General features: G+C 34.5%; 10 protein-coding genes and 1 riboswitch. Of the genes, 5 read left to right on the top strand and 5 right to left on the bottom strand.

The window, feature by feature from the left end:
- Positions 1-162 precede the first annotated feature (162 nt).
- Positions 163-1,482 (bottom strand): DUF5074 domain-containing protein, encoded by a 1,320-nt coding sequence (locus IRZ78_RS24645; RefSeq protein WP_194619980.1) that lies wholly within the window; start codon positions 1,480-1,482, stop codon positions 163-165.
- A gap of 316 nt (positions 1,483-1,798) precedes the next feature.
- Positions 1,799-1,991, bottom strand: a riboswitch (cobalamin riboswitch).
- A gap of 242 nt (positions 1,992-2,233) precedes the next feature.
- Here IRZ78_RS24645 and IRZ78_RS24640 point away from each other — a divergent pair.
- Positions 2,234-3,730, top strand: a complete 1,497-nt coding sequence (locus tag IRZ78_RS24640) for an MFS transporter (protein WP_194619979.1) — start codon at positions 2,234-2,236, stop codon at positions 3,728-3,730.
- A gap of 10 nt (positions 3,731-3,740) precedes the next feature.
- Positions 3,741-3,965, top strand: a complete 225-nt coding sequence (locus tag IRZ78_RS24635) for a DUF6814 family protein (protein WP_194619977.1) — start codon at positions 3,741-3,743, stop codon at positions 3,963-3,965.
- 104 nt (positions 3,966-4,069) lie between these two features.
- Here the strand turns inward: IRZ78_RS24635 and IRZ78_RS24630 are convergent, their stop codons facing one another.
- The 4 genes from IRZ78_RS24630 to IRZ78_RS24615 all read right to left on the bottom strand — a co-directional run bounded on the left by IRZ78_RS24630 (position 4,070) and on the right by IRZ78_RS24615 (position 12,426).
- A complete protein-coding gene (locus tag IRZ78_RS24630; protein ID WP_194619975.1) occupies positions 4,070-6,943 on the bottom strand; it encodes an alpha-amylase family glycosyl hydrolase in 2,874 nt (957 codons plus the stop codon).
- A 73-nt stretch (positions 6,944-7,016) separates the two neighbouring features.
- On the bottom strand, positions 7,017-7,763 hold the full coding sequence (locus IRZ78_RS24625) for a SusE domain-containing protein (protein WP_194619973.1): 747 nt from the start codon (positions 7,761-7,763) through the stop codon (positions 7,017-7,019).
- Positions 7,764-7,773: 10 nt separating this feature from the next.
- Entirely contained in the window at positions 7,774-9,339 is a 1,566-nt protein-coding gene (locus tag IRZ78_RS24620; protein ID WP_194619971.1) for a RagB/SusD family nutrient uptake outer membrane protein, read from the bottom strand.
- 15 nt (positions 9,340-9,354) lie between these two features.
- Entirely contained in the window at positions 9,355-12,426 is a 3,072-nt protein-coding gene (locus IRZ78_RS24615) for a SusC/RagA family TonB-linked outer membrane protein (protein ID WP_194619968.1), read from the bottom strand.
- Between the two features lie 235 nt (positions 12,427-12,661).
- Here IRZ78_RS24615 and IRZ78_RS24610 point away from each other — a divergent pair, with 235 nt between their 5' ends.
- The 3 genes from IRZ78_RS24610 (at position 12,662) to pgmB (ending at position 15,901) form a co-directional block, all read left to right on the top strand.
- A complete protein-coding gene (locus tag IRZ78_RS24610; protein WP_194619966.1) occupies positions 12,662-13,693 on the top strand; it encodes a LacI family DNA-binding transcriptional regulator in 1,032 nt (343 codons plus the stop codon).
- A gap of 180 nt (positions 13,694-13,873) precedes the next feature.
- Complete coding sequence (locus IRZ78_RS24605) at positions 13,874-15,229, top strand: MFS transporter (protein ID WP_194619963.1); 1,356 nt, start codon at positions 13,874-13,876, stop codon at positions 15,227-15,229.
- 18 nt (positions 15,230-15,247) lie between these two features.
- Positions 15,248-15,901 (top strand): beta-phosphoglucomutase, encoded by a 654-nt coding sequence (gene pgmB, locus IRZ78_RS24600; RefSeq protein WP_194619962.1) that lies wholly within the window; start codon positions 15,248-15,250, stop codon positions 15,899-15,901.
- The last annotated feature ends 40 nt before the right edge of the window (positions 15,902-15,941 follow it).

Below are 15,941 nucleotides of genomic sequence, written 5' to 3'. Positions count from 1 at the left end.
AGTTTTTACCCAAAGTGCGCTAAGATTTTCACCTGACGTTATGCTGAGAAAACGCAAAGTTCGCAAAGCTTTACGATAAAAAGCTTTGCGAACTTTGTGTTTTTTACTTTGCGATCTTTGCGGTTAATTTTTTTTTCGCTTAAATCTGGTTCCGAAAAAAAACTATTGATGAAACACCGAAACCGCAGGGAAATAATATCCTGAATAATTTACCGATGCTATTTTAACTCCTGAATCGGCGTTGAATAAATAAAGATTATTAATAGAGAAATTAACCCCAAAACCTTCATTTAATGTATTCAGTACCAAAGTGTTTTTCTTTCGATCATAACCAATTCCTGCACCATATAAGATATTTGAATTTGTTAAACTAATAAAAGGTTCCGCCAAGGACTCCGGAGTTCCTGTGTATTTATAAACTTCTTTACCACCGCTAAAACTTCCGTTTTTAGCAATAAAAATATCATTTTTAGCCGCTGTAATAGATCCCGGATGCCATGCTCCCCAGCTTCCGTAAGCCTGAAAACCTAATGCGATTTCTTTTACTTCAAGCGTATTCGAATCTATACTTATAAGTTTTTTACCTCCTGCTGCCCATACTTTTTTATCATCGGTAACTGCAAATCCTAAAACCATACCCGGAATAGTTTTTTCGATAGCCAATGTCGAAGCATTAATAACAATCACTCCTTTTGAAGCAGACAATGCAAAAATATAACCGTTAGACTTAACGATATCTCCTACCTGACCGGTAATACCATCGATTTGCCCATTTACCTCCATAGTATTAAGATTAAGCTTAAATATCCCTTTACTCGAAGTCAAAAGAGCTTGATTTTCATCAATACCTACTACTGCACGCCAGTCGTTTCCGCCTTTAGCCACGATTCTTTTTTCTTCTTTAAGAGAATAAGCATCAGCAACTACAACTGGTCCGCCAACTTTAGAAACTAAAAATAGTTTTTTATTGATGATCGTTCCAAATTCTAATGTAGACGTTGCCGGTTTTAGATCCTTATCCGGATTTACTTTTACAAAAACACTGTCTTCCACGGCTTTTGTATCATATCTGTAAAACCCTACCGTTCCTGTTCCGTGACCAAACCATCCTTCGTTGATCATAAAGAAACCGTTTTCATATGCTCCCCATGCATGAATATTATAAGTTAGAGAAACGTTTCCGCCATCATTTTTGGCTGTCATTGTAATTTTAAAATCGCCTCTTGCTTCCGGTTTAAAGATATAAGTAGAATCAGATCCTACTACTTTTCCGTCTACGGCCCATTCAAAAGAAACATTCTTTCTATCGGCTAATTTTGAGCTTAATTGCAGCGTTTTTCCAATGGTCAAAGTATCTTTTAACTGCTGTTCGCCTTTTATTACAGGTGGAGCTGTAAAATCATCATCATTATTACACGAAATTGTCAGCAGCATCAAAGAGACGATTGCAATTAATGGTTTGGAAAAAAATTGGTTTTTCATTATTAAATATTTAAAAAATTATATTACTTAAATCTTTAAATCGAAATACAATTTACCTGGACAAAAGCGGTATAAGCACTTTTGCAAAAGCAAACATCTTGTACAACGATACGTTTTAATGATTTTTTTAATGAAGAAAAACAATGAATCGCATAGAAAAACATCTCGAAGAAAATTGTTTTGACGATATCATATTTGCAGAAAAAAAAACTCATAAACTCTATTTTTGGCTTACGAGAATAGAATAACGAAACAATACATGATCACACAAAGTGAAAAGTATTGTTCTTAATTCAAGCTTCAATCCCCGAAAGCTATTTATTACTATAAAAATGGCAGGTCTTCTGACTTGCTCCCTACACCCAGCCTTCCCTTTCAAAATGAAAAGTGACGTATTAAAGGGTTTCAGTTAATGAGCTTACAGCTGCGGGACAGTTTTGGATTTTCACCAAATTCCCTTTTAATGTCAATATTGCATCAATATGACAACCATTTTCTGTTCTAAAATTTGAGCTGCAAAACTAGTGTTTTCTTTCGTAACAAAGCAACAGTCCTTTATTTTAAAGGCTTTGACCATTGCTGCAAACTATAATTTATTTCGATTTACAAAGCTTTGACTTACCGAATAAATGTTAAATCAACAAATAAACATCATTTGTTAAAAAAGTATCAAATAAATAAAAAATTATCTTTTATATTCGTGAAAAAATATTTAATACTCTTAATTGTCATCAAGTATATAAATTAGTTTATGAGCAAAACTTCTACAAAAGGCATCTGGAAAGTAATTTCGGCCTCATCAATGGGTACTATGATTGAATGGTATGATTTCTATATTTTTGGGAGTTTGGCCGTTGTAATTTCAACTAAATTCTTTCCGAGTGATAATCCAACCGCTGCCTTCTTATCGACTTTGGCCACTTTTGCTGCCGGATTTGTCGTAAGACCTTTTGGCGCTTTATTTTTTGGAAGACTCGGAGATATTATTGGCCGAAAATATACTTTTATGGCTACCTTATTATTAATGGGGGGTTCTACTTTTTTAATAGGCTGTATCCCGAGTTATGAAACGATTGGTTTTATGGCTCCATTATTAGTATTGATTCTGCGTTTATTACAAGGATTAGCGCTTGGTGGAGAATATGGAGGCGCAGCGACTTATGTTGCCGAACATGCTCCTGTGGGACAAAAAGGATATTGGACTTCCTGGATTCAAACTACAGCTACAGTTGGTTTATTTATTTCGTTAATGGTTATTCTGGCGACCAAAAATGTACTTTCGTCTGAAGATTTTGATTCCTGGGGATGGCGGGTTCCGTTCTGGGTTTCGATTGTTATGGTGGGTGTTTCTTATTTAATTCGTAAAAACATGGATGAATCTCCTGTTTTTGCCAAAGCTAAAAAAGAAGGTACAACCAGTACAAATCCTCTAAAAGAAAGTTTCGGAAACCGATACAACCTGAAATTCGTGTTACTCGCATTATTTGGGGCCACAATGGGACAAGGTGTTGTTTGGTACACCGGTCAGTTTTACGCTATGAGTTTTATGAAAACCGTAATGAATATCGATTCGTCGCAAGTTGATGGACTATTAGGAATTGCATTATTATTAGGTACTCCATTTTTTATTTTCTTTGGATGGCTGAGCGACAAAATAGGACGAAAATATATTATGATGGGCGGAATGCTTCTTGCGATTTTGTTCTACAGGCCTATTTACAAAATGATGTACAATACTACAGATGTAAACTACAAAACAGAACTTACTCAGGCCACAAAAGAAACAATCGAGGTTAATAAAGACAACGATTCTATTTATACTACACACAAAGAATATAGTGATGGAACTTCTTTCTTAGAGAAAAAGACGCATTTTTCAGGCAAAAAAGAAGCTCATATTACTACTTCGATTACGATCAATTCAAGCGATGAGTGGACTTTAATTTTCTTAGTTTTCATTCAGGTCTTATTTGTTACGATGGTATACGGACCTATTGCGGCATTTTTAGTCGAAATGTTTCCAACAAAAATCAGATACACGTCAATGTCTTTGCCTTATCATGTTGGTAATGGTATTTTTGGAGGTCTGCTTCCTGCTATTTCGACATATTTTGTAACTCATGCTAAAGGAGCCGGAAAACCGGACTTTTATCTCGACGGACTTTGGTATCCTATTATTATAGCTTCAGTCTGTTTTGTAATTGGAATGATTTACATCGATAATAAAAATAAAACCAATCACCTTTAATATTATAACTATGAATACTATCAAACAAATTTTAGGTGTTTTGTGGATTATCCTTGCAGTTGCAGCGGCATATTTTTGCATATTCGAATTTGGCTTACCCAAACTCTTGTCTGACCAACAAGATGATTTAGTATTTGGAATCATCATCCTTTTTATTCTTACTCCTCTCATTGTTTTAGGATTGGGAACTTTTGGCTATTTTGCCGTAATTGGAGAATACAACAAAGAGAAGTAATACAAAATTACATGAGAAAAGGGCTGTCTATTAATATAGAGCAGCCCTTTTTCATTACTAACCAAACCAAAAATTTTAATCTGTTAGAGATATATTTTAAACCTTTATTTTTTAACAAACTTCATTACTTGCGTTTTACCGCTTTCATCCAAGGCTTTTACAATATATAAACCCGTTTGTAATTCGCTTACGCCAAATTGAAAATCAACGTTTCTATTTGAAGCGAAACTTTTAACCAATTGTCCGGAAATTGAATAAACCTGAACTTTTGTAACAGCAGTATTTAAAGTAAAATAGTCTGAAACCGGATTTGGGAATAAATTCACCGCATTTCCTTTTTCAAAATCTTCAATGGCTAAATTCGCTGTTTTGTTGCCATAAATTCTATATTCTCCAGCAGGTAAATTTATTGGTGCATTTATATCCGCAACATTTATAGTCGTATTATCCATTAAATTATACCACGTTCCTGCATACGGAAAACCTGTTGAAACATTTTGTGCTGTAACATCAAAATTGGCCAGAATTAAAACATCTTTTAATTGTGCCGAAGCCAAACTGGCATTGGTTATTTTAATATTTAATGTTAACGAATTAGAATTTGGAATTGTAGAAGTTCCTAAAAATACAGGTTCTGTTTTTTTAAGCGTGATCATTTTAGCCCAATCGTTATAAATTTTATTACGATTTGAATTTCCTAACCAATTGTTTACCCATTGAGGCTGTGGTTTAGTATCTAATTTACAATCTCCTGAAATGGCATCTGAATCTGTATTTACAGAATTATTATTGCAGGTAAAAATTGAATTTTCCCAACCTAATTCCCCAAAATGCCAAATCATTTTTGGCCCCGGAACCAACAATGAAACAGCTCCAATTGCCGACATTCTGGATAAAGCGGTATCTAAAGTTTTCACATTATAAGTCCCGCCTGAAGCACCATATTGTAGATTTTTATACATCAAACGTTCTTCGTCATGACTTTCTGCATAACCTATTAAACGATTTGCGACAAACCCACGATTTGCACTTGACATTTTCGAGATATTACTTTCAGTCGCATATCCCATAGACAATTGATTATACTCTTTTGTCATTTTTCCCCACATCATAATTCCTTTACTTGGCGTTTCAGAAATTTTATAATCTGCCCATTGTTTTTCTTCGGTTTCGGTTCCCAAATGTTCAAAAATGGTGTAATGTGTCGGGTCTAAACTCCATGAATAATCAGCATATTTCTTTAATATATCTACCCTATCCTGCTGATAAGCATTGGTACAGGCTTCATCTGCGGCAGTACAAGCTTGTGTAAAACCTTTCGTTAAATCCCAACGGAAACCATCAATTTTATATTCCTGAATCCATTGTTTAATTACACGTTCTACATAATATTGTGTTTTTACCGATTGATGATTAAAATCTTCTCCAACACTAAAAGTATGTTTGGCTACTGTATTAAAATAAGGATTTTCAGCTGTTGGCGCTCCAAATCCATCACCATCAGGATCGTTCATCCACATTCTCACCATCGGATTTCTGCCAAAAGCATGATTCAATGCAACATCCAGAATAACCGCAATTCCGTTTTGATGACAAACATCAATCAGTTCTTTTAATTTATCTGATGTTCCATAAAATTTATCCAATGCCATGTGGAATGACGTATTGTAACCCCAGCTCTCATTGCCTTCAAATTCCATTACCGGCATTAATTCGATAGCATTTATTTTTAATAATTTAAAATATTCTATCTTATCTATTAAACTTTGATAACTTTTACCCGAATCAAAATCACGAACTAAAACCTCGTAAATTACCAATTTTTCCTTTTCAGGTTTTGTGAAATTAGTTATTTGCCAGTTATATGGCGTTTGTCCCGTTTTAAGAACTGTAACTTCAAAATTTTGTCCTGTTGGATAAACTGGCATATTTGGATAAGAAGCTTCAGGAATAGAAGGGTCATCGTAAGGAGATAATACCAAAGTTGAATACGGATCAGCCGTTTTTACCAAGGAAGGCGAGTTTGCAATTGGATTAGTTTTTACCACCCAATATTGATACGTATTATTTACACCGGAAACTAATCCGTTTAATTCTAACCAAAATTTTCCGGAAACAGGATCTTTTTTCATGGCATACGCCGATGAAGGCTGCCAATTATTAAAACTTCCGGCAACGTAAACAAAATCTTTTAAAGGTGCATCCAGAACCAAAGTCGCTCTTGTAGCATCGGCCGCATTATAATTAATTCCATCTACTAAACCTGTTGGCATTGCCTGCGAAACCGTATTTGGGTTTGCTATTACCGAAAATTTCTTTACAATTGTAGTTCCTGCCTGAGTAACAGTCAGCTCGTAACTCTGATTATTTGTAACACCAATATGAGAATAAGAATAGCTCACGGTACTTGTATTTGTATTAATAACGGTTCCGTTAGCTTTTAAGGAATAACTTGCCACACCATTTGTATTTGTCGCAGCAATATTAAAATTATATCCCGATGCTATAATTGAAGCACTATTTTCTACCGGAGAAGTCAATGAAACCTGAAAAGAACCAACTTCGATTAAAATATCCTGTGATTGTTTAGTACCTGTTCCGTCTTTAGCTTTAACAAGAAAACCTATTTTCCCAATTCCGTTTCTATTAAAATATACCGATGGTGTAAATGTTTTTGTATAAGTATCGGTTGCGGAATTATAAGTAAACTTACTTGCTTCATTTGATGCAGTCCAGGGTCCGTTAGAAGGAGAATCCATTTGAGTGGTATCATTTACATCATAAGACCACGACCAAAGATATAATGCATTCCCAATAACTCCCCAGGTACTTTCATCAATACTTGTACCATTAATAGTAATGGTAATTGGTGTCGTATCTTCAAAAGTTGAAGGGCTAATGGAGTAAGTTGCCATTTGTTTTTGTGCAAAAGCAACTACTGCCATCAATAAAAATATTGATAGTAAAGTTTTTTTCATAATGTGGTTGGTTAGTTAGTTTATAAAAAAAGGCTATCATAGAGACAGCCTTTCTTTTAATTATAACAAAACGTTAGTTTTTTGTAATGGTGTATTTTTTTGCAACAAAATCAACAATGATTGTATAGTTTCCTGCAACAGTAACTGGAATGTTAGCACCTCCGGCTTCTAATGTTAAATCATTACCATTATCACCATAGTTAGTGTCCCATTTATCGTCAAGTCTAAATTTGTAATCTCCAACTTTCAACGGTCCAGTGTACGAATATGTTTTAGTTGCTAAATCATACTCTAAATTAGTATCCGGATCATCCCATCCATTAGGAGTTGCAGAACCAATAAGTCCCCAGTTGTCCCATGCAGAATATGACGTAATAGCTAATTTAATAACATTTGAGTACTGAGCAATGCCTCGCGCACCAACATACGACTTAACACGAATGTCTGCATCTTGAGATTGAAAAGCCGTTAATCCGGCATTTACCGCTGCTGCATTAAGTTCTCCGCTTGTTACGACTACTTTATTTGTTGTAGTTACAGAAACGACAACCACATCTTTGAAGTCTGTTCCTGATTTTGCCATTTCAACCTGATAAGTTACCGGTGTCGACTCACCTGCATATTGTGCAGCATCCCATGTAAAAGTTGCAGCTACTTTGTTAGGTTCTGCTTTATCAAGAACATAAACTGATCCTTCAGCAGGAACTGCTAATACAGCCGCTTTTGTTGGCGTAACTACAGTTAGATCATCATCTGAATCACAAGCTGTAGCTGATATAAATAACAGTGCAAATGCACTTAGTTTTAATATATTTTTCATATTTCTCGTATTAAGATGAATAACCTGGATTTTGTGTTAACTGTGGATTTGCCTGTAACGCAGTTGTAGGGATTGGGTACAAGTTGTAAGTTTCAGGAATTGCAACTCCATCTTTTACTCCACCTTTCCAAGGCCATAGGTAAGATCCTCCAGTAAATTTTCCAAATCGAATTAAATCCTGTCTTCTGTGTCCTTCAAGATTTAATTCTCTACCTCTTTCTTTCAAAATAAAATCAAGATTTAATTCTCCCGCATTTATTTCTCCCGCATGCGATCTTGTTCTTACTTTATTTACATATTCTAAAGCTAATCCAGCAGAACCTCCACTTGCTCCTCTTAAAACACATTCAGCATACATTAAGTAAGCATCAGACAATCTAAATAAAGGAAAATCTGTGTTTGCAAAACTTGTTGCATTTGTAGGTCCTACAAAGTTTTTGTTTGTGAATTTTACACTAGGATATCCGTCAGTCCATTTTTTATAATCATTCATCTCATAAGAATGTCCTGTAGTAAAGAATAATTTTGCTCTGTCATCTGGAGAATCAACTAAGTTTCCGTTATTAAATAATCCGTACCATGCTTTAGTAGCTCTGTGACCAGTCCAAGCATCAATAGCACCATAATTATTAGGATTCATTGTTTCTGTACTAAGGTTTCCGTTAATGATATAAGTTGTATTACCATAACCCTGACTCACTACAGCATCTGCAATTAAAAAATAGATAATTTCCGGCGAAGTATTATTATCTCCTGAAAACACACTTCCAAAATTTGGCGCAAGAGTATAACCACCTTCATCGATTACTTTTTTAGAGTATAATAAAGCATCATCATATCTTTGAGTTCCTGTATACACTTCTGCATTTAGGTATAATTTTGCCAAAAGCATTCTTACTACATTTTTATCTGCTTTACCGTAAGATTTTGTTGCTGTAATAGTACCTTCAACCTCTTTTAATTCAGATTCTAAAAAGGCAAAAAGCTCTTTTCTTGTTGATTCTTTTTTTGGAGTCGTTGTATTAATATCAGCTTCGGTTGTAATAGCTCCTTTACCAAAACAATCTATAAGATAGTAATAAGCTAATCCTCTTAAAAAACGCAATTCTGCAATATGATTTTCTCTGTTTGGAACATCTACTTTCGTCGTTTTTAAAATCTGAATTAAATTACTTGACTGAGATATCGTGTAATAAGCTCTGTCGTATAAATATCTAAAGAATTTATTATTTGCATTCCACCCACTTGTTGTAGTTAACTGATCTAAACCATCATCTCCCCAACGGTTTTTCATACCATCTGCAGAGAAATCCTGTAAGTTGATGATACTTCTTAAAAAAGCAGCTTCTCCAGCATCTTTTGTAGTAACATCTGTAGAACTTGGACCATCAGGACCTGAAAGAGCAAAAGTTCCGTAAATTTTAGAAACTAAACCGTCTACAGCATTTGGATCCTGCTCTAAAAGCTTATCCAAAGTCAATTCTACTTTTGGTTCTGTATTTAAGTCATCTACACAAGCAGTGAATAAGAATAGAACCAAAGCAGCTCCTATAATCTTAAATTTAAATTGATTCATCTTTATATTTTTTTATTAAAAGTCTAAATTCAGACCAAAACTGAAAGTTCTTGATCTTGGATAGAAATTATTATCAATTGCATTGAAATTCTCCGGATCAACCCCTGTATAATTGGTTACAATAAATACATTATTAGCTGAAGCATACAATCTTAAAGTAGCACCTTTAATTGCTTTGTCAAAATTATATCCAAGAGTTATGTTCTGACAACGTAAAAAGCTTGCATCTTCTAAGTAATAATCAGAAAATGGAACGTTTCCGTTTATAGTTTGAAAATCAAATTCAGTATTCAAAACATTCGTTAAACTAGTTGAATTTGCAGGCAATGCTTTATCAATAAATCCAGACTGAAGTTTTCTTGCATTGTATACTTTCCCTCCTATTTGACCATTGAAAGTTGTTGATAAATCAAACTGTTTGTACGAAGCTGTTAATCCTAAACCATACGTCCAGTTTGGTCTTAAAGCCACATAATATCTGTCACCATCATCGATAACACCATCTCCGTTTTTGTCAACAAAAGCATTTTCTACCGGTTTGTTGTTTGAATCATAAACTTGTTGAAATACCCAAGCCGAGTAAGGTTGTTGACCAACAGTATTGTAAGCAATCTTTTGTCCTGTTCCTACCGGAATGTTCGATGCGTTATCTACGTTTGTCGTTCTGTTATTCAAATCTGTAATTTTACCAATGTTATAAGCAATGTTTCCATTTACAGCTAAATTGAAATCATCACTATTGATCACTTTTACATTTAAGTTTCCTTCAACACCTTTATTTTTCATGTCTCCAACATTAGCAACAAACTCATTTGTTAAAGCTTGTCCAGGAGCCGCTGAAACTACAGAAAGCAAATCTTTTGTATATTTTTGATACGCATCGATACTACCTGTAACAATACTTTTTTCAAAAAGATCAAAATCAATACCTACGTTATATGTAGTTGTTTTTTCCCATGTTAAATCCTCATTATAAGGTTTAGCATAATAACCATTTACTCCAGGAATATAAGTACTTGAGGTACCAGTTGGCGCAAATAATGCACTGTAAGGATAAGAACCTGCAACACCCGTTATATCTTGTTGTCCTGTAATACCGTAACCTAATCTTAATTTTAAGTCTTTAAAGGTTTTAGAATCTTTTAAGAATGATTCGTCTTTCATTCTCCATGCAACACCTGCTGCAGGGAAATAACCCCATCTTTTATCTTCTTTAAATAAAGAAGATCCATCTGCTCTTAAAGTAAACGTAAATAAGTATTTGTCTACTAAATCAAAATTTGCTCTTCCAAAAAACGATTGTAAGTTTCTCTCGTTATAGTATCTGTTATTAGCATTATTCGCTGGGTTTGGAGTTAATTCTCTTAAACCGTTTACAGTACTATACCTGTAATTTTCCTTAGTTCCGTCAGTTTTAAAGTTTTGATAAGAATAACCTGCCTGAGCATCTACTCTGGTTACAAATCCTGTTAAACTTTTGTTGTATACAAAATAAGCATCTAATGTTTTATTTGTAACGGTTTGATCTTCGGCATAATTTAAACCTGGATTAAACACATACGTTGGAGGAGTTGTTCCGGCAGAGTTGTCTAATTGATAAGTCTGAAGAGCATTCTCTGAATATGATTCTCTAATTTTTGATTTAGATGCTTCGATACCACCATTAACAACAGCTCTTAAAGCTTCGAAAAATGGCATTTTATAATCTAATTCAATGTTTCCTAATAATTTCTGAACTTCCTCCGGACGAGATCTTTGATTCAAGATTGCCAATGGATTTTGCGCTCCATTAATAGATTTATTAGTATTAAGCAACTGATAGTATCCTCCAAAAATATTATTTGGTGAATTAGGATCAGCATAAGCTGGTTTAGTAGGATCCATTCCTAAAGCACTACCAATAACAGCATCAGCATCTATAGCATTCTTTTTAACAGAGATACCTTTAGCATTAACATCAATTTTTAAATGATTATCTAATAAAACTGGTGAAAGTTTAATAGATCCTGTATATCTTTCAAGATCATTTGTTCTTACAACACCTTCATTTTTAGCATAACCAACAGAAGCTCTAAATGGAATTTTACCAAATAAATTCGCTCTTGCACTAAAGTTATTGTCACTAGAGAAAGATGTTCTGTAAATTAAATCCTGCCAGTCTGTATTGTATAATTTTCTTCCTTCTATTTGAGGAGTTGCCGGATTATCAACCGCACCACTACCATCAGGAACACCTAATAAATTAGTGTAATCAGGGTGATACTTTTGCATGAAAGAAGTAAATTGAGTTCCAGTCATCATATCAACAGGATTATTTACTTTACCAACAGTTATATTAGATGAAAAAGTAAATTTTGGAGCACCACTAACACCTTTTTTAGTAGTAACAATGATCACACCATTAGAAGCTCTTGAACCATAAATAGCGGTAGCAGATGCATCTTTTAATATTGTAAACGAATCAATATCATTAGGATTTATCAAGGTTAATGGATTAGAGATTCCTGCCGGATTTGTATTATCAATTGGCACACCATCTATAATAATCAAAGGATTGTTATTACCAGATAATGAACTTCCTCCTCTAATTCTAATATTTGGGTTTGCATCTGGCATACCACCATCTGTAGTAATTCTAACACCAGAAGCTCTACCTACAAGTAATTGATCTGCAGAACCAACCGGTCCTTTATTAAGCTGATTGGCTGATAAAACAGTTACCGCACCTGTCGCGTCTTTTTTCTTAACAGTACCGTAACCTACTTGTACCACAACTTCTTTAAGCTGATTGGTATCTTCCTCTAAAGAAATCGATATAGTTTGCTGACCATTAAAAGTTACAGTTGACGTTTTATATCCAATAAATGAAACCAAAATTTTGTCTCCATTTTTTAAATTAGATAACTGAAATTTACCGTCAAAATCTGTCGATGCACCGCCTGGAGCACCTTGTACATTTACGTTTACTCCCGGGATTGGTTGCCCCGTTGCCAGATCGGCAACTGTTCCTGTCAAGGTACTTTGAGCTAGTACACTAAACGGTAACAGTAGGAATAAAAATAACAACTTTTTGTAAATTGTTTTCATACTTTTTGTTTAAATTAGTTTGAGTTTTTGATTGTTAGTTAAGTTTTTAATTTTACTTCGAATTTCAAAATTATGAATTTATTAACGTGCTCGACCAGAGACCTTTTTTATTGAGTTACGAAAACGTGATAGTGTTGAAAACTTTCTATTTTTTGTAATCTTTTCAGTCAAAAAATGTCAAATCAAAAAATAAAAGATACCTTTATTAATAATTAGATTTTTTTCAACAAATCCTATGAAACGTAAAATAACCCTAAAACAGATTGCAAAGGAGCTCGACGTTTCTATTTCAACTGTCTCAAAATCACTCAGAAACAGTCTTGAAATAGGAGAAGAAACACGTCTAAAAGTTCAGGCTTTTGCAAAGTTTTACAACTATAAACCCAACAACATTGCCCTTAGTCTAAAAAACCGAAAAACCAAAAGTATTGGTATTATCATTCCGGAAATTGTACATTACTTTTTCTCTACAGTAATCAACGGAATTGAACAAGTGGCAAACGAAAATGGCTACAGTGTTGTCATATGCTTATCTGATGATTCTTTCGATAAAGAAGTCTTAAATATGGAGATGCTGGCCAACGGAAGTATCGATGGTTTTATCATGTCTCTTTCTAAAGAAACCCAATACAAAGGTGACTTTCACCACATTACAGAAGTTATCAATCAGGGAATGCCTGTTGTAATGTTCGACCGTGTGACCAATGATATTTTATGCGATAAAGTAATTATTGACGATAAAGCAGCCGCTTACGAAGCTGTTCAGAGTCTGATTGATAATGGCCGAAAAAAGATTGCCCTTGTAACTACTGTTGATTATGTAAGTGTTGGAAAATTAAGAACTGATGGTTACGAAAAAGCACTTCTGGACAACGGATTACCATTTAATGAAGATTTAATAATAAAAATCGAGGATGTCGATACTTGCGAAATCACCATCAGCCAGCTTTTACACGACAGGGCTTTTGATGCTGTTTTTGCCGTAAACGAGCTTTTTGCCGTAACAATCATTAAAACAGCGAACAAAATGGGACTTAAAGTTCCGGAAGATCTTGCCGTAATCGCTTTTACCGACGGAATTATTTCTAAATACTCTACTCCCACTATTACAACTGTAAGCCAAAGTGGTGAAAAAATGGGTAATAAAGCAGCTAAAATGCTGATCGAAAGACTAGAAGCCAATCATGATGACGACGATGAAGAAAACGAAAATTACACCACAGAAGTAATAGAAACGCACCTAATACAAAGAGAATCTACTGACTAATTTTCTTAAAATCAACACATTCTAAAGCCATAAATGTTATTTATGTTTTTTTTATGATTTGAATTAAAAAAATAATTAATACTTTTACGCCTGCTCAAAGCTTTTACTTTTACTTCGAAACCATAAGTAAGTTTTGATAAGCAAAGCGCTTATCGTCTAATTAATTTTTTAATTACGATAATGGAAAAGCGTAAATTAAGTTTCTGGGAAATTTGGAACATGAGTTTCGGATTCCTGGGAATACAAATGGGGTTTGCTCTTCAGAATGCAAATGCCAGCAGAATTCTTCAAATTTTTGGTGCCGACGTACATGAATTATCATGGTTTTGGATTATTGCTCCCCTTATGGGATTAATAGTGCAGCCTGTTATTGGTCATTACAGTGACAAAACCTGGGGACGATTCGGAAGACGAAAGCCATTTTTTCTTGTAGGTGCCATTCTAGCTTCGGTAGGATTAATTTTAATGCCACAAGCTAATATTTTCATTTCAGTTTTACCTGCCTTATGGGTTGGAGCCGGAATGTTAATGATCATGGATGCTTCTTTCAACATTGCCATGGAGCCTTTTCGTGCTTTGGTTGGTGATAATTTAAGAACAGATCAACGCACTGCCGGTTTCAGTATTCAAACTTCATTAATTGGTTTTGGAGCCGTAATTGGTTCAGCATTACCTTATGTTTTAACCAAGTATTTTCATGTTTCAAACAGCACAGTTCCAGGAAGTGTACCATTAAATTTAACTCTTTCTTTTATTATTGGAGCTGCCGTTTTAATTGGTTCAATTCTGGTAACACTTTTTACAACAAAAGAATATTCACCAGAAGAATTAGCCAATTTTGAAGATCCTCAAAGTGAAGTAGATATTCCTTCTGAAGAAAAATCAAAACTTTCAGATATTTTTACCGACTTTGCAAAAATGCCAACAACAATGCGCCAGTTGAGTTGGGTGCAGTTTTTCTCCTGGTTCGGATTATTTGGTATGTGGGTTTTTACCACTCCCGCCATTGCACATCACATTTACGGATTACCATTAAGCGACACTTCAAGCCAGCAATATCAGAATGCCGGAGATTGGGTGGGGATTTTGTTTGGAGTTTACAACTTAGTTTCTGCTATTATCGCACTGTTTTTCCTGCCTTATATCGCTAAAAAAATCGGACGTAAATCAACTCATGCCGTTTCATTAATCATTGGAGGAATCGGATTAATTTCGATCTATTTTATGCCAAATGAAAACTGGGTGGTATTACCAATGATTTTAGTTGGAGTTGCCTGGGCTAGTATTCTGGCAATGCCATATGCAATTCTTGCAGGATCTATTGCTCCTAAAAAAATGGGCGTTTACATGGGGATTTTCAATTTTTTCGTTGTTATTCCTCAAATTGTAAATGCACTTATTGGAGGTCCAATTGTAAAATACCTTTACAACGGTGATGCTATTTACGCCTTAATTACAAGCGGAGTAAGCTTTTTAATCGCTGCCCTTTTAGTCTACAAAGTAAAAGATGTAGACGACACTATTCAAAAATCATAAAGAACAATTTCTAATATAATGAGCAAAAAAGCATTCATATTCGACCTTGACGGCGTAATTGTCGATACCGCTAAATATCACTTTTTAGCATGGCAGAAAATAGCCCAATCATTAAACATAAATTTTACACATGAAGACAATGAGCTTCTAAAAGGTGTAAGTAGAGTTCGTTCGTTGGATATTATACTTGGATTAGGAAATGTTCAGGCTTCGCAGGAAGACAAAGACAAATGGCTGATTCAAAAAAATGAAGATTATTTATCTTATTTAGTTGACATGGACGAAAGCGAGATTCTTCCGGGAGTTTTTAAAATTCTGCAACTATTAAAAGAAAAAAATCAGGGAATTGCTTTGGGATCTGCGAGTAAAAATGCCAGACCAATCCTTGAAAAAACCGGAATTCTTTCCTACTTCGATGTTATTGTTGACGGAAACGACGTTACCAATGCCAAACCAGATCCGGAAGTTTTCCTGAAAGCGGCTCAATTATTACATATTGATCCAAAAGATGCCATTGTATTCGAAGATTCTGTTGCAGGAATCCAGGCGGCAAACATTGGCGGAATGGTAAGTGTGGGAATTGGCGAGGAAACAATTCTACATGAGGCTCAATACATTTTTAAAGATTTTACCGAAATAAACACAACGTTTATTGAGAAACTAATCGGTTAGTGAAGAATGTGGCAATGTGTCAATTTGATAATTAGAAAAT

The organism is Flavobacterium sp. CSZ (assembly GCF_015350725.1).
GTDB lineage: Bacteria > Bacteroidota > Bacteroidia > Flavobacteriales > Flavobacteriaceae > Flavobacterium.
This window is presented reverse-complemented; position numbering and strand designations above follow the sequence as displayed.

Bases quoted from the DNA above. Each gene is read 5' to 3' on its own strand.
- IRZ78_RS24635 (WP_194619977.1), top strand. From the start codon at position 3,741: ATGAATACTATCAAACAAATTTTAGGTGTTTTGTGGATTATCCTTGCA.
- IRZ78_RS24640 (WP_194619979.1), top strand. From the start codon at position 2,234: ATGAGCAAAACTTCTACAAAAGGCATCTGGAAAGTAATTTCGGCCTCA.
- IRZ78_RS24630 (WP_194619975.1), bottom strand. From the start codon at position 6,943: ATGAAAAAAACTTTACTATCAATATTTTTATTGATGGCAGTAGTTGCT.
- IRZ78_RS24625 (WP_194619973.1), bottom strand. From the start codon at position 7,763: ATGAAAAATATATTAAAACTAAGTGCATTTGCACTGTTATTTATATCA.
- IRZ78_RS24605 (WP_194619963.1), top strand. From the start codon at position 13,874: ATGGAAAAGCGTAAATTAAGTTTCTGGGAAATTTGGAACATGAGTTTC.
- IRZ78_RS24615 (WP_194619968.1), bottom strand. From the start codon at position 12,426: ATGAAAACAATTTACAAAAAGTTGTTATTTTTATTCCTACTGTTACCG.
- IRZ78_RS24610 (WP_194619966.1), top strand. From the start codon at position 12,662: ATGAAACGTAAAATAACCCTAAAACAGATTGCAAAGGAGCTCGACGTT.
- IRZ78_RS24645 (WP_194619980.1), bottom strand. From the start codon at position 1,482: ATGAAAAACCAATTTTTTTCCAAACCATTAATTGCAATCGTCTCTTTG.
- IRZ78_RS24620 (WP_194619971.1), bottom strand. From the start codon at position 9,339: ATGAATCAATTTAAATTTAAGATTATAGGAGCTGCTTTGGTTCTATTC.
- pgmB (WP_194619962.1), top strand. From the start codon at position 15,248: ATGAGCAAAAAAGCATTCATATTCGACCTTGACGGCGTAATTGTCGAT.